Annotated in this window: 22 protein-coding genes, 1 other RNA gene and 2 pseudogenes; 13 read left to right on the top strand and 12 right to left on the bottom strand. The window is 66.9% G+C overall.

Going from position 1 to position 22,317, the window contains the following annotated elements:
* Positions 1-11: 11 nt before the first annotated feature.
* The 11 genes from EJK91_RS03985 to hisN form a co-directional block, all read right to left on the bottom strand.
* A complete protein-coding gene (locus EJK91_RS03985; RefSeq protein ID WP_024442469.1) occupies positions 12-359 on the bottom strand; it encodes a DUF6285 domain-containing protein in 348 nt (115 codons plus the stop codon).
* Positions 356-1,336 (bottom strand): phosphotransferase family protein, encoded by a 981-nt coding sequence (locus EJK91_RS03980; protein ID WP_125078314.1) that lies wholly within the window; start codon positions 1,334-1,336, stop codon positions 356-358. Before EJK91_RS03980 ends, EJK91_RS03985 begins: the two co-directional genes overlap by 4 nt.
* Positions 1,333-2,574 carry an acyl-CoA dehydrogenase family protein gene (locus tag EJK91_RS03975; RefSeq protein WP_024442471.1) on the bottom strand — a complete coding sequence of 414 codons (1,242 nt, stop codon included), beginning with the start codon at positions 2,572-2,574 and terminating at the stop codon, positions 1,333-1,335. Before EJK91_RS03975 ends, EJK91_RS03980 begins: the two co-directional genes overlap by 4 nt.
* Before the next feature lie 17 nt (positions 2,575-2,591).
* The gene (locus tag EJK91_RS03970; RefSeq protein WP_024442472.1) at positions 2,592-3,212 is read right to left on the bottom strand and encodes a TetR/AcrR family transcriptional regulator; all 621 of its coding nucleotides are present in this window, start codon (positions 3,210-3,212) and stop codon (positions 2,592-2,594) included.
* 8 nt (positions 3,213-3,220) lie between these two features.
* Entirely contained in the window at positions 3,221-4,126 is a 906-nt protein-coding gene (locus tag EJK91_RS03965) for a hydroxymethylglutaryl-CoA lyase (protein ID WP_125078313.1), read from the bottom strand.
* Positions 4,123-5,328 carry a CaiB/BaiF CoA transferase family protein gene (locus EJK91_RS03960; RefSeq protein ID WP_125078312.1) on the bottom strand — a complete coding sequence of 402 codons (1,206 nt, stop codon included), beginning with the start codon at positions 5,326-5,328 and terminating at the stop codon, positions 4,123-4,125. The genes EJK91_RS03965 and EJK91_RS03960 overlap by 4 nt, the downstream gene beginning before the upstream one ends.
* On the bottom strand, positions 5,325-6,509 hold the full coding sequence (locus EJK91_RS03955) for an alpha/beta hydrolase family protein (protein ID WP_125078311.1): 1,185 nt from the start codon (positions 6,507-6,509) through the stop codon (positions 5,325-5,327). Before EJK91_RS03955 ends, EJK91_RS03960 begins: the two co-directional genes overlap by 4 nt.
* The gene (locus EJK91_RS03950; RefSeq protein WP_125078310.1) at positions 6,506-7,600 is read right to left on the bottom strand and encodes a homogentisate 1,2-dioxygenase; all 1,095 of its coding nucleotides are present in this window, start codon (positions 7,598-7,600) and stop codon (positions 6,506-6,508) included. The genes EJK91_RS03955 and EJK91_RS03950 overlap by 4 nt, the downstream gene beginning before the upstream one ends.
* A gap of 150 nt (positions 7,601-7,750) precedes the next feature.
* Positions 7,751-8,959 carry an acyl-CoA dehydrogenase family protein gene (locus tag EJK91_RS03945; protein WP_046300084.1) on the bottom strand — a complete coding sequence of 403 codons (1,209 nt, stop codon included), beginning with the start codon at positions 8,957-8,959 and terminating at the stop codon, positions 7,751-7,753.
* Positions 8,960-9,008: 49 nt separating this feature from the next.
* Complete coding sequence (locus EJK91_RS03940) at positions 9,009-10,412, bottom strand: acyl-CoA dehydrogenase family protein (protein WP_125078309.1); 1,404 nt, start codon at positions 10,410-10,412, stop codon at positions 9,009-9,011.
* A 111-nt stretch (positions 10,413-10,523) separates the two neighbouring features.
* Positions 10,524-11,336 carry a histidinol-phosphatase gene (gene hisN / locus EJK91_RS03935; protein ID WP_046300082.1) on the bottom strand — a complete coding sequence of 271 codons (813 nt, stop codon included), beginning with the start codon at positions 11,334-11,336 and terminating at the stop codon, positions 10,524-10,526.
* Positions 11,337-11,359: 23 nt separating this feature from the next.
* On the opposite strand from hisN, the gene EJK91_RS03930 reads away from it, so the two are divergent.
* A complete protein-coding gene (locus EJK91_RS03930) occupies positions 11,360-11,683 on the top strand; it encodes a hypothetical protein (RefSeq protein ID WP_024442480.1) in 324 nt (107 codons plus the stop codon).
* 99 nt (positions 11,684-11,782) lie between these two features.
* On the opposite strand, the pseudogene EJK91_RS03925 reads toward EJK91_RS03930, so the two are convergent.
* Positions 11,783-13,153, bottom strand: a pseudogene (locus EJK91_RS03925) (FAD-dependent oxidoreductase); the annotation flags it as partial.
* 97 nt (positions 13,154-13,250) lie between these two features.
* Between EJK91_RS03925 and prfB the strand changes: the two are divergent.
* From prfB to EJK91_RS03865, 12 genes and pseudogenes are all read left to right on the top strand, one after another.
* Positions 13,251-14,357 (top strand): peptide chain release factor 2, encoded by a 1,107-nt coding sequence (gene prfB / locus EJK91_RS03920; RefSeq protein ID WP_125078308.1) that lies wholly within the window; start codon positions 13,251-13,253, stop codon positions 14,355-14,357.
* A 4-nt stretch (positions 14,358-14,361) separates the two neighbouring features.
* Positions 14,362-15,264, top strand: coding sequence for a mechanosensitive ion channel family protein (locus EJK91_RS03915; protein WP_024442483.1), 903 nt, complete (start codon positions 14,362-14,364; stop codon positions 15,262-15,264).
* Between the two features lie 44 nt (positions 15,265-15,308).
* On the top strand, positions 15,309-15,794 hold the full coding sequence (locus EJK91_RS03910) for a hypothetical protein (protein WP_051190256.1): 486 nt from the start codon (positions 15,309-15,311) through the stop codon (positions 15,792-15,794).
* 13 nt (positions 15,795-15,807) lie between these two features.
* A complete protein-coding gene (ftsE, locus tag EJK91_RS03905; protein ID WP_024442485.1) occupies positions 15,808-16,497 on the top strand; it encodes a cell division ATP-binding protein FtsE in 690 nt (229 codons plus the stop codon).
* A 1-nt stretch (position 16,498) separates the two neighbouring features.
* Entirely contained in the window at positions 16,499-17,392 is an 894-nt protein-coding gene (gene ftsX, locus EJK91_RS03900) for a permease-like cell division protein FtsX (RefSeq protein WP_125078307.1), read from the top strand.
* Between the two features lie 2 nt (positions 17,393-17,394).
* On the top strand, positions 17,395-17,895 hold the full coding sequence (smpB, locus tag EJK91_RS03895; RefSeq protein ID WP_024442487.1) for an SsrA-binding protein SmpB: 501 nt from the start codon (positions 17,395-17,397) through the stop codon (positions 17,893-17,895).
* Positions 17,892-18,736 (top strand): annotated as a pseudogene (locus EJK91_RS03890) (EamA family transporter). The gene smpB and the pseudogene EJK91_RS03890 overlap by 4 nt, the downstream one beginning before the upstream one ends.
* 97 nt (positions 18,737-18,833) lie before the next feature.
* Positions 18,834-19,226, top strand: a transfer-messenger RNA (tmRNA) gene (gene ssrA, locus EJK91_RS03885).
* Between the two features lie 88 nt (positions 19,227-19,314).
* Positions 19,315-20,433 (top strand): tyrosine-type recombinase/integrase, encoded by a 1,119-nt coding sequence (locus EJK91_RS03880; protein ID WP_125078306.1) that lies wholly within the window; start codon positions 19,315-19,317, stop codon positions 20,431-20,433.
* Between the two features lie 419 nt (positions 20,434-20,852).
* Positions 20,853-21,068, top strand: coding sequence for a hypothetical protein (locus EJK91_RS03875; protein WP_125078305.1), 216 nt, complete (start codon positions 20,853-20,855; stop codon positions 21,066-21,068).
* Positions 21,065-21,319, top strand: a complete 255-nt coding sequence (locus EJK91_RS03870; RefSeq protein WP_125078304.1) for a helix-turn-helix domain-containing protein — start codon at positions 21,065-21,067, stop codon at positions 21,317-21,319. The genes EJK91_RS03875 and EJK91_RS03870 overlap by 4 nt, the downstream gene beginning before the upstream one ends.
* 87 nt (positions 21,320-21,406) lie before the next feature.
* Positions 21,407-22,084: a protein rep gene (locus tag EJK91_RS03865; RefSeq protein ID WP_125078303.1), complete on the top strand. Its 678-nt coding sequence runs from the start codon at positions 21,407-21,409 to the stop codon at positions 22,082-22,084.
* The last annotated feature ends 233 nt before the right edge of the window (positions 22,085-22,317 follow it).

Here is a 22,317-nt window from a genome sequence, read left to right as displayed (position 1 = left end):
AACTCTAGCGGTTACTGGGCGTATCCCGGATGGTCGATCGCCAACCGATGCTCCACCAGGGTGTACAGGCAGGCGGTGAGCGCCTCAGGCCGGTCGTCGAGGTCGCCGGCCCGGATGGCGGCGGCCAGCTCGGCCTCGTCGGCGAAACCCAGCCCGGCCAAGGCCTCGACCACGACGCCACCGGCGGTATCGCGCAACTCCCGTTCGACGATACGCAGTGCGTTGGCCGCCACCCGGGCGTGGAACCTGACCTGGCCGTCGTTGGCGGCATCGCCGTCGCGGTTCACCAGCGCGGTGTCCAGGAATTCGGTGACAGCTGCGACGAGTTCGGCCGCGGTGGGGCGGCGTCCGGCGCTCATGGCCGCACTCCATCGAGCAGGCGCAGCACGTCCCATTCGGATTCGGAGACCCGCCGACCGATGGTCGCCAGTTCCACCGAACGGGTTTGGCCACTGAGGTGACGCTGTGCCTGGTAGCGGCAGATGATGCCCCATCGCAGCGTGCCCAGCAGTAGCCACCAGTCGAACCGATCCGGGTCGACGGCACAGTCGCCGCCGGCCTGCTCATAGGCGGCCAGGAAGGCGTCGATATGGCCGAGCCCACCGGCGGCGCGCTCCAGGGGCGCACCGAACCGCCAGGCCCGGAGACAGAACCAGGCCAAGTCCTCACACCCGTCGCCGAGGTGCACCAGCTCCCAGTCCAGCACGGCGGCCAGGTCACCGTTGCCGGAGACCATCAGATTGCCCATCCGGAAATCGCCGTGGACCAGCTGCTTCGGCACCGGCGATGGACGATCGGCGGCCAGCCGCCGAAACGCCCATTCGAAGGCAGCGGTGGTATCGGGCATGGTGTCGAGCTGGGCGCGGCACGCGGCCAGCTGATCGTCGGTGCTCAGTGCGATGCCACTCGGATCGGCCCGGTGGATGGCGCTCAGCGCGCGCGCACACTGGCGCAGCAGGTGTTCGCGTCCGGCGTCATCGAGCTGGCGCTCGATGCGGCGAACCACCGTCTCGCCGTCGATCAGGTCGCAGATGAGGTACGGATTCCCCAGTGCTGCAGGGGAATTATCGGCGAGTAACACGTGCGGAACGGGAGCGCCGGCCTCGCCTGCGGCGTGCTGGGCCTGCGCCTCGAGTTCCATGCTGGCGTAGAGCTCCTCGAGCGGCCCGGTGCGCAGAATCAGTGACCGGCGTTCCTGGTTGTCGGCGACGGCATCGAAAGCCCAGGTGATGCGGCTGGCGCCGCCGGTCAGGGCGCGCAGGCCCTCGACCGCGACGGGGCCCATCACCGGCGTCAGCACATCGGCCAGCCGATCGGCGAGCTGGTCGGCGGTCATCGCCGGCGGTCGAACCCGAACAGGCGCTGGGCGACCCGACGGATCTGGATCTCCTCGGCGCCCTCGGTGATCCGGTATCGGCGGTGATGCCGGTAGATGTGCTCGAACTGCTCGTGGCGGGTGTAGCCGATTCCGCCGTGGATCTGAATGGCGCGGTCGGCGGCTTCGCACACCAGCCGGTTGGCGCGGTAGTTGGCCATCGACACCTTGTCGGAGACCTCCAGGTGGTGGTCACGGTCCAGGTGCCAGGCCGCATAGTTGACCAGCAGTCGCACCATCTGGGCCTCGGTCTGCAATTCGGCCAGCGGCCACTGCACCGCCTGGTTGACCGACAGCGGCTTGCCGAACACGATGCGTTGCCGGGCGTACTCGGCGGCGCGGTCGATGCAGTACTGCGCGGCGCCCAGGCTGGAGGCGGCCTGGCGGATCCGGTTTTCGTGCAGGAAAGTCTGTGCCACGTCCAACCCGCCGTCGACTTCGCCGAGCACCGCTTCGGCCGGAACTCGCACGTTGCGCAGTTCGACCTCGCCATGGTCGGTGGGCATGTTGAAGGTCCACCAGTAGAACGGGATGGTGAAGCCCGGGGTGTCGGTGGGCACCAGGAATGCGGTGATGCCCCGCGCCGAACCCGCCTCGCCGGACGTGCGGGCGAACACCAGATCGTGGGTGGCCCGATGCACTCCGGTGTTGAACCGCTTGGCACCGTTGATCACCCAGGTGTTGCCGTCGAGTTCGGCGCGGGTTTCCAGCCACGTCGCATCCGAACCATGGTCGGGTTCGGTCAAGCCGAAGGCCATCGACCGCTCGCCGGTGATCATCGCCTCGGAGAACTCGCGGCGCTGCTCGTCGGTGCCGAACCGCTCCATCATGATCACCTGCGGGAAGTTCCCGACGATCGAGGACTCGTCCTGCAGATCGTTGTGCAGGCCGAGACCTTTGTGCGCCAGATGTTCCCGGATCACTGCCATGTCGACGTTGGTTCCGTTTCGCCCGCCCAGCGAGGAGGGCAACCCGTACCGCAGCCAGCCGGCGGCGTCGGCGCGGCGGCGCATCTCATCGAGCAGTTCTTCCCACTCACGTCGCGGGATGCCGCCACGTTCCACGTCGGTGCGGGCGAACTCGCGCCGGTGGTCGAAATACTGCATGTTCTCGGCCTGCAGCGGTGCGATCTCGCGTTCGATGAAGTCGTCCATCTCGGCGAGCACACCGGGAAGATGTTCGGGCAGTGTGAAATCCATGGCGATTCCTTCAGTTGTCAGTGATCACGGCCGTACAGGGTCTTTCTCCAGATGGTCGACAGCGTCTCGATTGCCTCGCTGTCACTGATCCGCCATCCCGGCCCGGACGGGCCGACGAACACGACGGTGAAATTCTCGAACAGTAGCGCGATGGCCGCCGCGATGTGGTCGGGATGGAGCTCGACTCCATAGCCCTGCTGCTGTGCCCGCCGCACCGAGGCGGCGACGATCTCCATGCCGAACCGGCGGAACTCGTTCTGCAGCGCGGCGAATCGCTCGCTGGTCGCGGCCAGCTGCGCGACTGCGATCATGACGCCGATGTTCGGCTTGAACATGGCCCAGTAGGCGCTGACCACCGACGAGAAGAACTCGGTGTCCTCCGGAGATTCCGGCAGTCGCATCTTGAGGCCGGAGGACTCGACCACCTGGGTGAGAAACGACTCGGCCAGCGCGGCCAGCAGCTCTTCCTTGTCGCGGAAGTACCGGTACAACACGGCCGTCGACTTTCCGGCGGCCGACGTGATGTCGGCCAGTGTGGTGCCGTGAAACCCACGTTCGGCGAACAGTTCTCGGGCGGCTTGCTCGATCGCACCACGCGTCAGGCGCCCCTTGGAACTGAGCTCACGCTGGGTCGACATCGAGGCTCTCAGACCCGCTTCCGGTCTCCGGCGGCCAGCAGGGCGCTGGGTAGCCCGTGGCCGACGACGGTGCTGGCCACGCCGGCCGCGGTGATGGCGGCATCCAGATCGATTCCGGTGTCGATGCCGCAGTCACCGAGCAGGTACACGAGGTCTTCGGTGGCGATGTTGCCGGTGGCGCCGGGGGCGAACGGACAGCCGCCCAGGCCACCGGCTGAGGCGTCGAGTCGGGTGATTCCCGCCTGAATCGCCGCGTAGGCGCAGGCCAGCCCGGAGCCGCGGGTGTTGTGGAAGTGTGCTCCCAGGGGGATGTCGCCGATGATCGGCTGCACCGCCGCGATCAGGTCGGTGACGCGCCGGGGAGTGGCGGTGCCAATGGTGTCGGCGATGGCCAGCCGGTCGATTCCGAAAGCGGTCGCCGAGACGACGATGTCGGTGACGCGGCCGGGATCGGTCGGACCGTCGAACGGGCAGTCCCAGGCCGTGGCGACGATGACCTCCACCGAGGCGCCGGCGTCGTGGGCGATGCCGGCGATCTCGGTGATGGCCGCGACAGCCGCTGCGGTGGGGCGCCCGACGTTGGCGGTGCTGAAGGCATCCGAGGCGCACACCACGTACTCGATGGACTTCAGGCCGGCGGCGACCGCCCGGGCGGCGCCACCGGGGCTGGCGACCAGTGCGGAGAACTCGAGTTGTGGGTAGCGCCACAGCTCGGCGGCCAGCTCGGCGGCATCGGCGAGGGCCGGGACTTTGGTCGGGGAGACGAAGGAGGTCACCTCGACTTCGCGAACGCCGGTGGCGGCGATGGCGGCCAGCAGTTCGAGCTTGGCGCTCAACGGGATCGGTGCTTCGATCTGCAGACCGTCGCGCAGCGCGACTTCGCGGATCGCGACCTGGGCGGGCAGTGTGCTCACAGCACCCCCTCGGTGCGTAGGGCTTCGATCTGCGCGCTGGTCTTGCCGAGCAGGCCGGCGTAGACCTCGTCATTGTGCTGGCCGGGCCGGGCCGATCCGGCGTTGCGGATGGTGCCGGGGCTCTCCGAGAGCACGGGCATGACGCCGGGTCCCAGCACGGTGCGCTCGGCGCCTTCGTCCCAGTGTTCGGCGAGCATGCCGCGCGCCCACAGTTGCGGGTCTTTGACGACCTCGGCAACGGTGTTGATGGGCCCGGAGATCACGCCGGCGTCGCTGAGCGTCGCGATGATGGCATCGGGCGCCCGCTGCGCCGCCCACTCGCCGATGATCGCGTCCAACTCATCCTGATTGCGGCCGCGGGCCCCGTGATCGGTGAACCGCGGGTCGGTTGTCAGCTCGGGGCGCCCCATGGCCTGACACAGCCGGGCGAACACGCTGTCCTGGTTGGCGGCGATCACCACCCAGCTGCCGTCGGCCGACTGGTAGATATTCGACGGGGCGATCCCTTCCAGCCGGGTGCCCGACGGTCCGCGGACCACGCCGCCGACGTCGTAATCGGGGATGGTGGATTCCTGGATGGCCAAGCAGGATTCGGTGAGGGCGACGTCGACCACCTGGCCTTGGCCGGTGACCGTGCGACGGTAGAGGGCGGCCAACGCACCTTGGGCGGCGAACATGCCCGCGAGGCTGTCACCGAGAGACAGGGCCAGCCTCGGTGGCGGGCCGCCGGGAAAGCCGTTCATGTGCCGCAGCCCGCTGGCCGCCTCAGCGACCGAGGCGTAACCGGCCTTGTGTGCATCCGGTCCGGTCTGTCCGTAGCCGGAGACCCGCACCAGGATGATGCCCTTATTGCGTTGACACAGGATGTCGAAGCCCAGCCCCCAGCGCTCCAGCGTGCCGGGCCGGAAGTTCTCCACGACGATGTCGGACTTGTCGATGAGCTCCAGGAACAGCTCGCGGCCGCGCTCGGTACGCAGGTCGAGGGTGACGGCCTTCTTGTTGCGGGCGTGCACGGTCCAGAAGAAGTGGTGCCCGTCGAGCTCGGCCTGTCCCCAGGTGCGCAGCGGGTCGGGTTTGCCGGGCAGCTCGATCTTGATGACCTCGGCACCCATGTCGCCCAGCAGCCGCCCGGCGAACGGCCCGGAGATCAGCGTGCCGAGCTCCAGCACCCGGATGCCGTCGAGCGCACCAGCGGTGTTCATGCCGACGAGCCTACGAAATCATGCTGGGCCAGCCAATCAGTGACGATCGTTACGGCCTGTCGCAGCGCGTCACGCTGATCCGGCCCGGCGTAATAGTGGTTGGCTCCGGGGATCTCGTGCATCGCCTTGTCGCTGGTGCCGATCGCCTCGAAGAGCCGGCGGGTGTGACTCGGGGTGCAGGCGTCGTCGGCCAGGTTGCCGATCACCAGGGTGGGCACCGCGATGTCTGCTCCGCAGTCCAGTCCGTCGCCGTGGGCGTCGTCATAGCTCCACTGCGACAGCCAGCTGCGCAGCGTGCAGAATCGCGCCAATCCGACCGGGCTCATGTTCACCACCGCGGGCTCGCCCAGATAGCAGCTGCCGGGGGTGCGATCGTTGGGATCGACGGTGGGATCCAGCCAGCGCGGGTCGGCCATGGTGCCGTGTACGACGAACCCGAACTCCTGATCGGGCGGGCCGGCCTCGGTGTACTCGGCCAGCTTCTCCTTGACCCAAGCGGTGATCCGGCGGTTGCGGGCGATCTGGGCCGCCCGGTAGCGGTCCAGGAACTCCGTGCTGTAGGGCGGCTGGTTGGGATTGTCCGGGTTGTAGAGGTCCAGTTCCGGGTCGCGTTTGGTCGGGTCGGACTCATCGAGGATGGACGCGTCCAGCCATTCGGTCAGCGTGCCGTGGCGGCTGATGTGGGCGGCCAGCAGCATCACGCCGTCGGCCGGGATCAGGTTCAGTTTGGTGAGGTCGGGGCCGTCACCGGACGGGCTGGCCGTGACCGTCGGGTGCTGTGCCTGCTGTTGGTAGAACAGTGACAGCGAACCTCCGCCGCTCCATCCGGCCAGCACCACCTTGGCGTAGCCGAGCCGGTTCTTGGCGTCGGAGATGCACTGACCGAGGTCTTCGACCACCTTCTCCATCAGCAACGCCGAGTCGGTGCCGCGGAATCGGCTGTTGCAGTAGATGACGTGGTGACCGGCGCGGGCCAGCGCATTGACCATCGGAAGGTAGGCGCCGCCGCCGATCGGGTGCATGAACACCAGCACGGTGTCGCTCGGCGCATCCTTCGGCTTCAGCAGGTAGCTCTCCAACACCACCAGCTCGGCGACTCCGCCGTAGACGTCACGGACGCCCGAGTTGTTCTGGTAGGCGATCAGGTAGGGGATTCGGTCGTAGTCGTGCTTGGCGGTCATGCGTGCTGTCCTAGGTCGGCGGCCAAAACTTCGGGGGAGGGGATGAGGCGGCGCCGGGTGTCGATGGCGATGACCTGCCAGTCCACCCGCTGATAGTCGTCGAACTTCCGGCGCGCGCGCTCGCGGGCCTTCTCCGGTGCACCGTGATGCACGCCCTGCGGGGCGTGGCTGATCAGTCCGGGTGGCATCGGAATCCCGTAGAGCGAACCGCCGTGGAAGAAGGCGATTTCGTCGTAGTCGACGTTGCGGTGATACCACGGTGTGCGTTCGGTGCCCGCCACCCCTTCGGCGGGTTTGGGCAGGAAGTTCATCACGTAGACCCCGGTGGCCTGCATGAACAGGTGCACCGTCGGTGGCAGATGCACGCTGTCAGACGTCACCACGTTGTAGTCGGCGATGTTGAACGAGAACGCGAAGTTGTCGCCGCGCCAGCCCTCGACGTCAATCGGATTGTGTTGGTAGTGAAGCGTTGTCGGGCCGCCGTCATGGATCAGCCGGACCTCGTAGCTGTCCTGCCCATCGTCGTCGATGGGGGCTGGATCCGGGATGACGATCAGGGAAGGGTCGAACGGGAAGTGCCGGCCCAGCGGACCGGGCGGTGGAACCCGGAACTCGTCGGTGGCCTCGATCATGAGCAGCGTCGTTTCGGCCGCGGGTAGTTGTCGCCAGGTGGTCGCTTTGGGCAGGTAGAGCCAGTCGCCCTCGCGGTAGTCCAGTGGGCCGAACTCGGTTTCCAGCTGTCCGGACCCGGCATGGACGAAGCAGAGCAGGTCGCCGTCGACGTAGCGGATGTGAAACGGCATCGGGACCGAGCGCCGCGACAGCCGGATGCGGCAGTCGGCGTTGCTGAACAGCAGCAGCGGATCGCCGGCGGCGTCGGTGGCGTCGGTCGGCTGCAGGAGCGCGGCCAGCACATCGACGGGCCGCAGTGGTCCTTCGGCACGGTAGGCGGTCGGGTCGTTGCGCCGGTACATGTTGGCGGTGCGGCCGATGAAGCCACCGCGGCCGAGTTCATCGTCCTTGAGGCCGTCGAGGTCGGCGTGCAGGCGATGCGGAGTGGTGCCTTTGCGCAGGTGGACGAAGGATTCCATCGGCGACTCCCGGGGATAGGCGCAAGAAAGTAAAAGTAATATTACTTTTTGTTTATCTCCGGGGCAAGTGCGCGAGCAGACGCAAAAGCCCCCATTCCGGGCGGGAGATGGGGGCCTGTGCGTCTGCTCGGCGGGAAGGGGGCGGGTGCGCTACTTCAGCTCGGCCGAAGTCAGGCCCAGCAGCCGGCGGGCCACCACCAGCAGCTGAATCTGCTGGGTGCCTTCGAAGATGTCGAGGATCTTCGAGTCGCGGCTCCACTTCTCCAGCAGCATCTGCTCGGAGTAGCCCAGGGTGCCGGCCATTTCGACGGCCTTGAGGGTGATGTCGCTGGCCACCCGGCCGGCCTTGGCCTTGCCCATCGACGCCTCTTTGGAGTTGGGGATGTTGTTGTCGGCCTGCCACGCCGAGCGCAGCGTCAGCAGGTTCGCCGACTCCCAGTCGGCCTCCATGCGCAGGAATTCCGCGGCCGGTGCGCTCTGGGCGTGGGCCGGCTTGTCGTAGGAGATCTCGATGCCCGCGGCGGTGAGCATCTTGCGCAGCTCTTCGAGTGCGGCGCGCGCGACCCCGACGGCCATCGCGGCCACGATCGGCCGGGTGTTGTCGAAGGTCTCCATAACCCCGGAGAAGCTCTTCTCGGTGTTGATCTCCGGGCTGCCCAGCAGGTTGTCCTTGGGGATGCGGGCATTGTCGAACCGGATCACCGCGGTGTCGGAGGCCTTGATGCCGAGTTTGTGTTCAAGGCGCTCGACGATGACGCCGGGGTGCTCGCGCGGCACGATGAACGACTTGATGGCCGCCCGCCCCAGCGCCTTGTCCAGGGTGGCCCACACCACGATGTGGGTGCAGCGCGATCCGGCGGTGACGAAGATCTTCTCGCCGTTGATCACGTACTCGTCGCCGTCGAGGGTGGCCGTCGTGGTGACCGCGGCCGAGTCGGAGCCGAAGCTCGGCTCGGTGATGGCCATGGCGGCCCACACCTTGCCCAGTCGGGCGAGCTGTTCATCGGTGGCCACACCGGAGATCGCCGCGTTGCCGAGGCCCTGATAGGGCACCGACAGCATCAAAGCCACATCGCCCCAGCTCATCTCGAGCACCTGCAGCATCGCCGCCATGTTGGCCGCGTTGCGGTTACCGGTCTGCTCGCCGGTGTCGCGGAAGGCCTCGGCGCCGGCCATCGCATTGCCGCCGGCCCCGGAGACCCCGTCGAACAGGGTTTCCAGGGTGTCCAGCTCGACCGGGTAAGCGTGCTCGCGCTCGTCGTACTTGCGCGAGATGGGGCGCAGCATCTCGGCGGCCCCGGCATGGGTCATCTCAATGACTTCCTGCAGCTTGCGGGGCAGTTCCAGATTGATTGCCATGATCAGACTTTCGTGTTCGCAGCGGAGTTTGCTTGATGTCTTCGATGACTCAGATGACCAGGACGCCCTCGGCGACACCGAGTGCCCGCAGATCGCGGTACCAGCGCTCGACCGGGTGTTCCTTGGTGTAGCCGTGGCCGCCGAGCAGTTGCACACCGTCCAGGCCGATCTGCATGCCCTTGTCGGTTGCGATGCGCTTGGCCAGCGCGGCCTCCCGGATGAAGGGCAGGCCCTGCTCGCAGCGCGAGGCACCGCGCCAGGTCAGCAGCCGCAGGCCGTCGAGTTCGATGGCGATATTGGCGCACATGAACGCCACCGACTGGCGGTTGGCGATCGGCTCTCCGAACGCCTCACGCTCCTTGATGTAGGGCATCACATGGTCGAGCACCGCGTGGCTGGTGCCGACCGCCAGTGCGGCCCAGCCCAGTCGGGACAGCGCGATGGCCTGCGAGTAGTCGGAATCGGTTGCGGCTTCCTCGCCGAGGCGGGCGCTCAGCGGCACCGACACCTGGTTCAGCTCGAGCTGGCCCAAGGCGGCGGCGCGCAGGCCCATGCTGGGGTCGGCCTTCACCGTCAGGCCCGGCGTCGAGGACTCGACGATGAACAGCGCGGGCTTGCCGTTGAGCTGGGCGGCCACGATGAACAACTCGGCGTCGGCGGCGGCCACCACCAACGACTTCACGCCGTCGAGCCGGTAGCCGCTGGGGGTGCGCACCGCGGTCGTCTTGAGGTTGGTCGGGTCGAACAACGGCTGTGGCTCGACGATCGCGACACAGGCCTGCGGGACCTTCTCGCCGGCGAACTCGGGCAGGTAGGTGGCCTGTTGGTCGGCGCTGCCCCAGTGAGTCAACGCCGAAGCCACCCCGCCGGGGGCCAGGATCGGCAGCGCCAGGCCCATGTCGCCGTAGCCCAGCGCCTCGGCGACCAGCACGTTGGTGACCGCGGAACGGTGTGCGGCGATCCCGTCGAAGTCCTCCGGGATGTTGATCGCCGTGATGCCCAACTCGGCCGCCTTGCCGAGCAGCTCGCGCGGGTAGTCGAGGGCTTCGTCGGCGTCGTGGGCGGCCGGGCGCAGCAGCTCGGCCGCGAACTCCTCGACCGTGTCGATGATCATCTGCTGGTCATCATCGGGGGTCAGGTCGAAGTAGTCGCCACCCTTGCTCCGGGCGGGGGCGCCGAGCCGGGCCGGGGCCTTGCCCAGGCCCTGGACCTTCTTGAACTGGCGGGKGGAGGCTCCGGCGACGGAGAACACCGTCTTGACGCCGTAGTTCAGGCCTCGGTTGAGCGGTTGCCGCAAACCGTAGCGGTCCAGAAATTCCTGGCTGACCAGTGGCGTGACGAATGACAGTGCGGTTGCGATCGGGCTGCGCTTGTGCGGAACCGACCCGACGCCGCTGGCGCGGCTGTTCAACCGAACCTTTGAGCCGTTGGTGGCGGGAGCGATATCAGTCATGTCAGGGCCTCACTCGATGGGAAGGTATCGATGAGACCACCTTACTCCGAAGTAAGATGACTCAGAAGTAAGGTGTGACCAAGTCGCCAACGGCCCCCGCCGGACGCCCGCCTATTCCGGGGCCAAAGCCGCCAAAACCTGCTGGTGCAGGGCGGGGTTGGCGGCCACCGCGCAGTTGCCGTGCGGGCCCGGGTTACCGGCCAGGTCGGTAAACACCCCGCCCGCTTCGCGCACCAGGATGTCGACGGCCGCCAGATCCCAGACCGACACTGCCGGCTCGATGGCTGCGTCCACAGCTCCCTCGGCGACCAAGCAGTACGCCCAGAAGTCGCCGTAGGAGCGTGCCCGCCACACCGCCTCGGTCAGCCCCAGGAACTGCTCCCGCAGGCCGCGCGCGGCCCAGTAGGGCAGCCCGGCGAACGTCAGGCTGGAGGAGCCCAAATCGGCCACCGAGGAGACCGACAGCGGCCGGGCCGGGCCGCCGGCGACGGACCCGAACGCGCCCTGACCGCGCGTCGCCCACCACCGCCGGTGCAACGCCGGGGCGCTGACCACCCCCAGAATCGGGACGCCGTCTTCAAGCAACGCGATCAGAGTGGCCCACACCGGCACCCCGCGCACGAAGTTCTTGGTGCCGTCGATCGGGTCGATAATCCATTGGCGCCCAGTGAAAGTGGCGGTGCCACCGAATTCCTCGCCGAGGATCTGGTCGTCGGCACGCTCGGCGACCAGGACCTCGCGCAGGGCGGTTTCCACCGCTTGGTCGGCGTCGGTCACCGGGGTCAGGTCGGGCTTGGTGTCGACCCGCAGGTCAAGCGCACCGAACCGCGCCAAGGTGATTTCGTCCGCCCGGTCGGCCAGGCCCAGGGCCAGGGTCAGGTCTTGATGAAGCTGCGAGTCGCGATTGTCGTTGATCTGCGCCATGGCGAAAGTCCTACCATGACCACATGTGGGAGTTTGGGGCACTGCTGTTGCTACTGGCGGTTCTGGCGGTGTTCCTCGCGCCGCGTTTTCTGCGCTCGGGGCCGGGCTCGGGCGCCCAAGACGGCACCGTGCTGGTCACCGGCGTCAGCCCGCGGCCCGAGGCCACCGGCCCGCAATACGTCACCATCACCGGTGTCCTGCATGGGCCCACCGTCGATGAGCACGAGGTCTACCAGCGCTACGCCGTCGATGTCAGCAAATGGCCGAGCGTGGGCGATCTACTGCCGGTGCGCTACTCGCCGCGCAATCCGGACAACTGGAATCTGATCGGGCCGATCGGCGACTGACGTTCCCGGTCAGTGCGACTGCGACTCCGGCAATGCCACCGGGTAGGACGTCAGGCCCGCGTCATCACAATCCGGGCAGGAGTCGGTCGCGCCCGGTCCGTGCCCGACCCGCAGCATCTCGGCGACGTTGGTCAGCTTGACCCGGGGGCGGCCGTGCGGCTCGCCGGTGGAGCGCTCGTGGGTATCGATCAGCTGCCAGTGCTCGGCGGTGACCAGTTCCGGCTGGCGAGACAGCAACCAACGGTGCAGTTGCGCTTCATAGTCGGCGTCGACGTCGGGTAGGCCGCCTTGCGCTGCCCGGGAGGCCAGATCTGCGGCGAGCGTGTCGACGGTGGCCTGCGAATCGCTCTTGTTGGAACCGATCACCCCGGAAGGTCCACGCTTGATCCATCCGACCACGTACTGATTGCTGGTGCCTTCGATGCGGCCGTCGGTGTGCGGAATGGTGCAGCTGCGATCGTCGAACGGCAATCCCGGCATCGGAACCCCGCGATACCCGACGGAGCGCACCACCAACTGGGCCGGCAGAACCTCGCGCTCACCGGTGTCATTGGCGCTGACCCAACCGTTCTCGTCGGTCGTCAGCTCGTTGCGTCCCAACACGATTTCCTCAACCCGGCCGTTGCCGCGGATCTCGATCGGTGACGTGCAGAACCGGAAGACGATCCGGCGGTGATCAGGACGGGTTTCGCGCCCGACGTAGGTGCGCAGCACTTTGACGTTCTGCCGGGGATGCTTGGCGGCCGCCTCGATGTCCTCGTCGGTGATCCCGGCGAACTCGGCGGCGTCGATCACCACGTCGACGTCGTCGAGACCCTTCAGGTCGCCGAGTTCGCGTAGCTCGGGGCTGGTGAACGTGGCCTGCAGCGGGCCGCGCCGACCGACGATCACGACCTCCTCGACACCGCGCGGGCCGAGCAGATCCAGCGCGTGGTCGGCGATGTCGGTGCGGCGCAGTTCGTCGGGTTGACTGACCAGAATGCGGGCCACGTCCAGGGCCACATTGCCGTTGCCGACCACGATGGCGCGCTTGCACGTCAAGTCGGGTGCATGGTCGGCGAAGTGCGGGTGGGCGTTGTACCAGCCGACGAAGTCGACCGCGGCGACGCTGCCGGGAAGGTCCTCCCCGGGAATGCCCAACTGCCGATTCGACTGCGCTCCGATTGCGTAGATCACCGCGTCGTAGCGCTCGGCCAGTTCCTCGGGCATGACGTGCTCGCCCACGGTGACGTTGCCGTAGAACCGGAATCGTGGATCGGCGGCGGTCTTCTCGAACTGGGCGCTGATCGACTTGATCTTCGGGTGATCCGGCGCCACACCCGAGCGCACCAGGCCCCACGGCGTCGGCAGCATCTCCAGCATGTCGACGCGCACGTCGACCTCACCGCCGGCAGCAAGCTTGAGCAGCGATGCCGCAGCGAAGTAGCCGGAGGGACCGGAGCCGACGATGGCCACGTGGTAGGGCCGCATCCTCGAACCTTCTTTCGGAGTCGGAAGTCGTTCATGCACCCGCGTAACCCCGATGCTAGAGGTCGCACGCCAATGGCCGCCGGTAACCTCGATAAACGTGGAACCAGACCGCCAGCCCGATATCGATGCCCTCGACGCCACCTTGACCACGGTGGAGCGGGTGCTCGATGTCGACGGCCTGCGCCGCCGTATCAGCGATCTCGAACGCGATGCATCCGACCCGAACCTGTGGGACGACCAAGCCCGCGCCCAGAAGGTGACCAGCGAGTTGTCGCATGCTCAGGCCGAGCTGCGCCGGGTGGAGGAGTTGCGCCAGCGCGTCGACGACCTTCCCGTGCTCTACGAGTTGGCGGCTGAAGAAGGCGGTGCTGACGAGGTCGCCGAGGCTGACGCCGAACTGGCCCGGCTGCGCGAGGACATCGACGCGATGGAAGTCCGCACCCTGCTCTCGGGGGAGTACGACGAGCGCGAGGCGCTGGTCACGATCCGCTCCGGGGCGGGCGGCGTGGACGCCGCGGACTGGGCCGAGATGCTGATGCGGATGTACATCCGCTGGGCCGAGCAGCACAAGTACGGCGTCGAGGTGTTCGACACCTCCTACGCCGAAGAGGCCGGGATCAAGAGCGCCACCTTCGCGGTGCACGCCCCCTTCGCCTACGGCACCCTCTCCGTGGAGCAGGGCACCCACCGTCTGGTGCGGATCAGCCCGTTCGACAACCAGGGGCGCCGGCAGACGTCGTTCGCCGAGGTCGAGGTGTTGCCGGTGGTGGCGACCACCGACCACATCGACATCCCCGAGGGCGATGTGCGGGTCGACGTGTACCGCTCCAGCGGGCCGGGCGGACAGTCGGTGAACACCACCGACTCGGCGGTGCGGCTCACCCACATCCCCACCGGGATCGTGGTCACCTGCCAGAACGAAAAATCGCAGTTGCAGAACAAGGTTTCGGCGATGCGGGTGCTGCAGGCCAAGCTGATGGAACGCAAGCGATCCGAAGAGCGAGCCGAGATGGACGCGCTCAAAGGCGATGGTGGCAGTTCGTGGGGCAACCAGATGCGCTCCTACGTGTTGCACCCCTACCAGATGGTCAAGGACCTGCGTACCGAGTACGAAGTCGGCAACCCGGCCGCGGTGCTCGACGGTGACATCGACGGATTCCTCGAAGCCGGAATCCGGTGGCGCAACAGGCCGGAAGGCGACTAAGCGGATGGTCTTGGCTTTCTCTCCGGGGCAGCGCTGGCATGACTTGTGGCGCGGTGAGATCGGCGAGTGGGTCATCACCAAGGGCTTGCGAATCGTCCTGCTGCTGATCGGGGCGGCGCTGGCATCGCGGTTCATCACCTGGGCGGCGCGCCGCGTCACCCGGCGGCTGGAACGCGGCTTCGCGGCCAGCGACGCGCTGGTGCGGTCTGAAGCCTCCAAGCACCGCCAGGCCGTTGCCTCGGTGATCTCGTGGCTGTCGGTGGTGCTGCTGTGCGTGATGGTCGCCGTCCAGATCACCAGCATCCTCGACGTTCCGGTCGGCTCCCTGGTGGGGCCGGCCGCGGTGCTCGGTGGCGCGATCGGTTTCGGCGCCCAAAAGCTGGTGCAGGACCTGCTGAGCGGATTCTTCATCATCACCGAAAAGCAGTATGGCTTCGGCGATCTGGTGCAGCTGTCCATGGTGGGAGCACCGACCGAAGCGCTGGGGACGGTCGAGGAAGTCACGCTGCGGGTGACGAAGCTGCGCACCCCCAACGGCGAGGTCTACAACGTGCCGAACGGCAACATCGTCCGGTCGCTGAACTTGTCCAAGGACTGGGCGCGCGCCGTCGTCGACATCCCGGTACCCACCACCGCCGACCTGACCCGCGTCAACGAGGTGCTGCACCAGGTGTGTGAGAACGCACGCGAGGCCGACGCTCCGCTGCGGGACCTGCTGTTGGACCAGCCGTCGATCATGGGCGTGGAGAGCATCGAGCTCGGCGTCGTCAATCTGCGGATGGTGGCTCGCACCCTTCCCGGGAAACAATTCGAGGTGGGTCGCCGGCTGCGCATCCAGGTGGTGCGGGCTCTGGCGGCGGCCGGCGTGGTCACCGCCGGCGATGTGAAGCCGGTGGAGACACTGTGAAACTCAGCATCAGAAGGCCCGACGACGTTCCGGAGAAGCCAGAGGTGGCAGACGGCAGGCGACTGAAACTGCCGGCGCATCTGTTCGGCGGCCGGGTCCGCACGTCCACGGCGGCGCTGATCATCGCCTTCGTCGCGGTGTGGTGGGTCTACGAGACCTACCGGCCGGAGCCGACGCCGCCGCCCGCCCCGCAGGTGGTGCCGCCGGGATTCATCCCCGACCCGGCCTACACGTGGGTGCCGCGCACCAAGCTGCAACAGCCGCCGGTGACGGTCACCGAGACCGTCACACCGACACCAACCACCACCGAGGCGCCCGCCCCGACGGAGCCGCCGGCCGGTGCACCGCCGCCGGCGCCGGTGCCGGGATTCCCGTTCTGTCCGCCGCTGTGTCCGCCGCCCGCCCCGGCGCCGCCGGAGGAAGCCGGACCGGTCCCACCGGCTCCCGAGGCGCCGCCGGATGTTCGCCAGCCCGTGCCTGTGCCGCCCACACCCGCGTCCCCGCCCGGTCCGGGCGCCTCACCCGGCTAAACTTCGTGCCGTGATGATCACGCTCGACCATGTCACCAAGCAGTACAAATCGTCGGCCCGTCCGGCGCTGGACAATGTCAATGTCAAGATCGACAAGGGCGAGTTCGTGTTCTTGATCGGGCCGTCCGGCTCCGGCAAGTCGACGTTCATGCGGCTGCTGCTGGCCGAGGAGACACCCACCTCGGGTGACATTCAGGTGTCGAAGTTTCACGTCAACAAGCTGCCCGGCCGCCACATCCCCAGCCTGCGGCAGGTGCTCGGATGCGTGTTCCAGGACTTCCGGTTGCTGCAGCAGAAGACCGTGTTCGAGAACGTCGCGTTCGCGCTCGAGGTGATCGGCAAGAAGCCGGAGATGATCAACCGGGTCGTTCCCGAGGTTCTGGAGATGGTCGGGTTGTCCGGCAAAGCGAACCGGCTGCCCGGTGAGCTGTCCGGTGGTGAGCAACAGCGGGTGGCGATCGCCCGGGCCTTCGTCAACCGGCCCCTGGTGCTGCTAGCCGACGAGCCGACCGGAAACCTGGACCCGGAGACGAGTGAGGACATCATGGATCTGCTGGAGCGGATCAACCGCACCGGAACCACGGTGCTGATGGCGACCCACGACCACCACATCGTCGACTCGATGCGCCAGCGCGTCGTCGAACTGTCACTGGGTCGGCTGGTGCGTGACGAACAGCGCGGTGTTTACGGGATGGACCGCTGACGTGCGCTTTGGATTCCTGTTCAACGAAGTCCTCACCGGCCTGCGCCGCAACGTCACCATGACGGTGGCGATGATCCTCACCACGGCGATCTCGATCGGGTTGTTCGGCGGCGGCCTGCTGGTGKTGCGCCTGGCAGACCAGTCCCGCAACATCTACCTGGACCGGGTGGAATCGCAGGTATTTCTGAACCCCGACGTCGCTGCCGACGACCCGAACTGCGAAGGCCAGGAGTGCAAGGCGCTGCGCGAGCAGATCGAGACCCGCGATGACGTGAAGTCGGTGCGCTACCTCAACTCCGACGACGCTTATGCCGACGCGATCCGTAAGTTCCCCGAGTTCAAGGACGTGGCGAGCAAGGATTCCTTCCCGGCGTCGTTCATCGTCAAGCTGGAGAATCCGGAGCAGAGCAAGGATTTCGACGCCGCGATGCAGGGCCAGCCGGGTGTGCTCAGCGTGCTCAATCAGAAGAAGTTGATCGACCGGCTGTTCGCCGTGCTCGACGGCCTGAGCAGTGCTGCGTTCGCGGTCGCCCTGGTGCAGGCGGTGGGGGCGGTGCTGTTGATCGCCAACATGGTTCAGGTCGCCGCCTATACCCGGCGCACCGAGGTCTCCATCATGCGTCTGGTGGGTGCCAGCCGCTGGTACACGCAGCTGCCATTCCTGGTGGAGGCGGTACTGGCCGCGACGGTGGGGGTGATCATCGCGATCATCGGGTTGATCATCGTGCGAGCGGCGTTCCTCGACAATGCGCTCAGCCAGTTCTATCAAGCGCATCTGATCGCGCGGATCGATTACGCCGACATCCTCTACATCTCGCCCATCCTGCTGCTGTTAGGCGCGGCGATGGCCGGAGCGACCGCGTACGTGACGCTTCGGCTGTACGTGCGGCGGTAGCGATGGCTAAGAAAGCGGCGGACAAGGGCAGCAAGAAGAAGCCGGACAAGCAGATCGTTGCGTCGAATCGCAAAGCGCGCCACAACTACTCGATTCTCGACGTGTACGAGGCGGGCGTGTCGCTGGTGGGCACCGAGGTGAAGAGCCTGCGGGCCGGGCAGGCTTCACTCGTTGATGCGTTCGCCACCGTCGATGACGGCGAAGTGTGGCTGCGCAACATGCACATTCCCGAATACCACCACGGGACGTGGACCAATCACGAGCCGCGACGCACGCGCAAGTTGCTGTTGCATCGACGCCAGATCGACATGCTGATCGGCAAGATCCGCGACGGCAACCTGACCCTGGTGCCGCTGTCGGTGTACTTCACCGAAGGCAAGGTCAAGGTCGAATTGGCATTGGCACGCGGTAAGCAGGCCCACGACAAGCGGCAGGACCTCGCCAAGCGTGATGCGCAGCGCGAAGTGACCCGTGCGCTGGGCCGGCGCGCCAAGGGCATGTGACCGGCGCCGTCCTGGCGCTGTTGTCAGCGGCCGGTTTCGGGGTCAGCGATTTCGCCGGTGGCCTCGCCGCGCGTCGCGTACCCGCCCTGCGGGTGGTGTTGGTGTCCTACCCGGTGGCGCTGGTGTTGCTGGGCACGCTCGCCATCGCGGTGGGCGGACCGATTCCGCCGGGCGCGATCGGCTGGGGACTGGCCTCCGGAGTCGCGCTGGGGCTAGGCGGCTGGTGGTTCTACGCCGCGCTGGGTGCCGGGCCCATCGCGGTGGTGTCTCCGATTTCAGCGGTGCTGACGGCCGGGGTTCCGGTGGGGATCGGCTTGATCCAGGGGGAGCGGCCCGGCACGGTGGCCGACGGCGGGATCGTGCTGGCACTGCTGGCGGTGGCCCTGGTGAGCCGGCAGGCCACCGACGAGGACGTCCGGCCGCACCGCTTCACCTGCAAGGTGGCTTGGCTGACCGTGGGCGCCGGTATGGCGTTCGGGTTGGACTTCGTGTTCATCCACGAGGCGCCGGACGACTCCGGGCTGTGGCCGTTGGCGTTCGCGCGGGTGGCGCCGCGGTGCTGGTGTTCACCGCGGCGACCGGGGCGCGTGAGTTGCGGTTGCCCACGGGCAGGCCGTTGAGGCTGGCGCTGGTGGCGGGGCTGTCGGACACCGCAGCCAATGTCGCGATGCTGCTCGCGCTGCGCGGTTCGGATCTGGCGTTGGCCAGCGTGCTGATTTCGCTGTTCCCCGCGGTGACGGTGGTGCTGGCCATCGTGGTGCTGCGCGAGCGGGTGCACCGCGGACAGGTGCTCGGCATGGTGCTGGCGGCGGTGGCGGTGGCAATGATCACCGCGCGGTGACGGTGCGGCGCCGATGGAATGAACGGGCGTCGGTCAGTCGTTGGAACCGCGTACCATGAAGTGTCCGCCGACGGTCGGCGGCAATCACCCAAGACAGGGGGCTGAAAGGTTTCGACTGCGTGTGTCGAATCAAGGGAAGCGTGCCGGTGCAGGCAGGAGACCACCGTTAAGCGTCGCTGTAACCAAGTAAGCGCCAAGGTTGCACTTACTCCGGCTAAGGTCGCTCTTCAGAGCGACTTCGCTCTCGCTGCCTAAGCGATAGCGGGCCTGTCAGACCGGGACCTCCCTCGGCCCGGACCCTGGCATCGACTAGAGGGATCCACCGATACGTCCGGTCGCGGGATTTATCGGGACACCAACAGCGACTGGGATCGTCATCTCGGCTGGTTCGCGTGACCGGGAGATCCAAGTAGAGGCATAGCGAACTGCGCACGGAGAAGTCTTGAGGGAATGCCGTAGGACCCGGGTTCGATTCCCGGCAGCTCCACCAGTATCAAAGCAGGTCAGAGGCTATAAGCCCTGGCCTGTTTTGTTTCCCGTCAACACTCTCGTCAACAATCGCGCTACCATCGGCGGACATGGCATCGCTGCGCTCCCGCACCCGCGCTAACGGGACCGAGTATTTCTCCGTGCTCTACCGACTCGACGGCAGGCAGACCTCGACCTCCTTCGAGGACTTTGAGTCGGCGAGCAAGTTCAAAAAGCTGGTGGATCAGTTCGGCCCGGCCAGGGCGCTGGAGTCCACCGCCGTCGAACCGGGGCCGAACGTGATAACGGTCGCTGAGTGGTTGCAGCATCACATCGACCACCTCACGGGGCTGCGCAAGTCCACCCTCTACGACTACCGGTCCTACTTGAAGAACGACATCGCGCCGGTGCTCGGCGAACTGCCGCTGACGGGACTGTCCCGCGATGATGTCGCCCGGTGGACCCAGGCGATGTCGGCGAGCGGCGCATCGGGCAAGACCATCGCCAACAAGCACGGCTTCCTGTCTTCGGCACTCAACTCGGCGGTGCGGGCAGGGCATATCCCGTCGAACCCCGCCGCTGGGCAGCGGCTGCCGACCTCCGAACGGGCAGACATGGTGTGCCTCAGCCGAGAGGATGTCGTCCGGCTGATCGGTGCCGTCACCGAGCACTGGCGGCCACTGGTCGAGTTCCTGGTCGCGTCCGGGTGCCGTTGGGGTGAAGCCACCGCGCTGCGGCCCTCCGACATCGACCGCGACATGGGCACCGTGCGCATCACACGGGCGTGGAAGCGCACCTACGACCGCGGGGGCTACGAGATCGGGCCGCCGAAGACCAAGCGGTCCGTGCGCACCATCAACGTCCCCAAGGCGGTCTTGGACAAGCTGGACTACTCCGGGGAGTGGCTGTTCACCAATCGGGCTGGCAAGCCCGTGCGGGGAAACGGTTTCCACGACCGCGTCTGGCAGCCCGCCGTCGAGCGGCTGTGGCCGTCGACGAACGCCGAAGGTGAGCCCATCGACAAGTCCAAGATGCCGCCCCGCCCCCGTATCCACGACTTGAGGCACACCTGCGCGTCGTGGATGGTTGTCGCTGGAGTGCCTCTGCCGGTTATCCAGGCGCACCTGGGCCACGAGTCGATCAACACCACCGTCGGCCTGTATACCCACCTCGACCGGCGCAGCGGTGAGGTGGCGGCGGAAGCGATCGCGGCGGCCCTGGCGGTGTGAGGCGAAGCCACTCGGCGCGCGACGTGTAGTGGAGCTGTAGTGAAATGCGATCTCGCCGAAGCGAGCTGGACGACTGAGCGGCGTCGCGGCAGATCGGACTGGTTCTGCTCGACCTTCAACGGTGCGGGATCCCAGATATCGACTAGAGGACGACTATAGGCTGTAATCAGTTGGGGCAGTGACTAATTCAGTTCTACATTCTTGACCTACCGAGCATTGACGCTTAAGGTGGCAAGTGGGAAACCGTGCGGATGCGTCAGACATCGGCGGGAGCACCAGATCATCCGGGCCGAGGAGCGCAGCGGGGTACCGGGTGGCGTGATTACGAGACCGGCGCACTCAGCTCAGCGCCGATTCATGTGCATAACCAACGCATCTGTCTCGCGTAGTTCACGCCTACTGCCACCGGAGGCCTCGCCTTGTCTGCGAAGTTTCGCCACGAACGTGCCCGCGTCGCCGTGCTCAGTCGCTACCGCGACCCCAGTGACCCCGAGTTGATAGCTGCGCGCACGCGCATGCGCGAGGAGGTCTTGGTCGATGCTGTGGCCAAGGCGCTCACCAACGCCATGCCGCTCAATTCTGCACTGCTGAACCGGATCATGGGCCTCTTGGCCTCCAGCGAGGAATCGGCATGAGCATCACCACCTACTCCGCCGCCGAAGTCGCCGAACAAATCGGTGCGCCGAGTCAGCGCTGGGTGATCGAGCAGCTGCGCTCCGGTCGGTTCCCCGGAAGGAAGATCGGTCGGAACTGGCGGCTGACCGAAGAGGACGTGATCGCGGCGCTTGAAGTATGCCGGTTCAACCCGTCCGACCCCGGCGAGCCCGCGTTCAGCCCGGTGACCGGTTTGACCCCCACCAGCCGTCGAAACATTGCAGGCGTTTAGGTGGCCGCCGCGGCGGTCGAGGTGTTCACGGGGATCGGGCGACATCGAATCCGGTACGCGCCACCGCGGCCATGATTAGCCGAACCCATGCTCGTGTCGGTAGGCAAGGGTTCCGGACTGGCGCTCTCAGGCAGTGCCAACCTCGCCGGACTCATCGAGTTGCGGAAGTTCGGGCAGGCCCTGAGTGACGATGAACGCTTACGCGGATGCGGGCGAAAGATCAGACGTGGCAGCGTCGGTGCCGCCGACGAGGTCCTCGACACGGTCCTCTCCTGCGGCCGTGCCTGGTTGTGCCCGGTCTGCGGGTATCGGGATGCCAGCGCGAAGTCGCGAAGCCTGGCCGACACGCTCAGTCGGTGGGCGTCTCAGGGCGGCTCAATCGGCCTTCTGACCTTGACCCAGCAGCACACGGCCGGCGATGGGTTAGGAGTGCTCTGGGGCCGCCTGGAGGCCGGTTGGGCTGCACTGGTGCGGGGCTCGGGCTGGCGGACCGACCGGGAGGCTTTCGGCCTTCGCGGCTACGTCCGGATCACGGAGGTGGTCCACCATCTGGACCGCGGCTGGAATGTGCACCTGCACGTCCCGCTGCTGTTCGACCGAGCCCTCGACAGCGGGCAGTTGTGCGAGCTGGAAGACCACCTCACCGCCCGGTTCGCTCGGGGAGTCGAGGCAGCTGGCGGCTGGGCATGGCGGGGCGGCCAAAAACTCAGCCTGTTGCGGCCCGGTTCGGAACGCCGTACGGCACGGTACTGCGCTGATATGTAGGGATGTTTGTCAAGTCCCAGGGTGAAGCGGCGGCCACGACCGTCGTCATGGCCGCCGCTTCGTGACCAGGTGAATGTGGGTTGTCGAGCGTGTCGTATCGACGCGTATCAAGTCTGATATTCGCGGGTTGGTTACCGCAGGACGGGACTTTCGAGTCGGAGTTGGCCGCTATCTAAGGTCGAGCGTAATGCGTTGCAGGGCAGCGACATCGTTCATAGCGCAGCCGCGGGTCA

This window comes from Mycobacterium sp. P7213 (assembly GCF_900604305.1).
Taxonomy (GTDB): Bacteria; Actinomycetota; Actinomycetes; order Mycobacteriales; family Mycobacteriaceae; genus Mycobacterium.
This window is presented reverse-complemented; position numbering and strand designations above follow the sequence as displayed.

Coding starts and splice junctions, on each gene's coding strand:
- EJK91_RS03970 (WP_024442472.1), bottom strand. CDS start 3,212: ATGTCGACCCAGCGTGAGCTCAGTTCCAAGGGGCGCCTGACGCGTGGT.
- EJK91_RS03930 (WP_024442480.1), top strand. CDS start 11,360: ATGTGGGAGTTTGGGGCACTGCTGTTGCTACTGGCGGTTCTGGCGGTG.
- EJK91_RS03945 (WP_046300084.1), bottom strand. CDS start 8,959: ATGGCAATCAATCTGGAACTGCCCCGCAAGCTGCAGGAAGTCATTGAG.
- EJK91_RS03865 (WP_125078303.1), top strand. CDS start 21,407: ATGCTCGTGTCGGTAGGCAAGGGTTCCGGACTGGCGCTCTCAGGCAGT.
- hisN (WP_046300082.1), bottom strand. CDS start 11,336: ATGGCGCAGATCAACGACAATCGCGACTCGCAGCTTCATCAAGACCTG.
- EJK91_RS03870 (WP_125078304.1), top strand. CDS start 21,065: ATGAGCATCACCACCTACTCCGCCGCCGAAGTCGCCGAACAAATCGGT.
- ftsE (WP_024442485.1), top strand. CDS start 15,808: ATGATCACGCTCGACCATGTCACCAAGCAGTACAAATCGTCGGCCCGT.
- EJK91_RS03980 (WP_125078314.1), bottom strand. CDS start 1,336: ATGACCGCCGACCAGCTCGCCGATCGGCTGGCCGATGTGCTGACGCCG.
- EJK91_RS03985 (WP_024442469.1), bottom strand. CDS start 359: ATGAGCGCCGGACGCCGCCCCACCGCGGCCGAACTCGTCGCAGCTGTC.
- EJK91_RS03950 (WP_125078310.1), bottom strand. CDS start 7,600: ATGGAATCCTTCGTCCACCTGCGCAAAGGCACCACTCCGCATCGCCTG.
- smpB (WP_024442487.1), top strand. CDS start 17,395: ATGGCTAAGAAAGCGGCGGACAAGGGCAGCAAGAAGAAGCCGGACAAG.
- EJK91_RS03960 (WP_125078312.1), bottom strand. CDS start 5,328: ATGAACACCGCTGGTGCGCTCGACGGCATCCGGGTGCTGGAGCTCGGC.
- EJK91_RS03880 (WP_125078306.1), top strand. CDS start 19,315: ATGGCATCGCTGCGCTCCCGCACCCGCGCTAACGGGACCGAGTATTTC.
- EJK91_RS03975 (WP_024442471.1), bottom strand. CDS start 2,574: ATGGATTTCACACTGCCCGAACATCTTCCCGGTGTGCTCGCCGAGATG.
- EJK91_RS03955 (WP_125078311.1), bottom strand. CDS start 6,509: ATGACCGCCAAGCACGACTACGACCGAATCCCCTACCTGATCGCCTAC.
- EJK91_RS03915 (WP_024442483.1), top strand. CDS start 14,362: ATGGTCTTGGCTTTCTCTCCGGGGCAGCGCTGGCATGACTTGTGGCGC.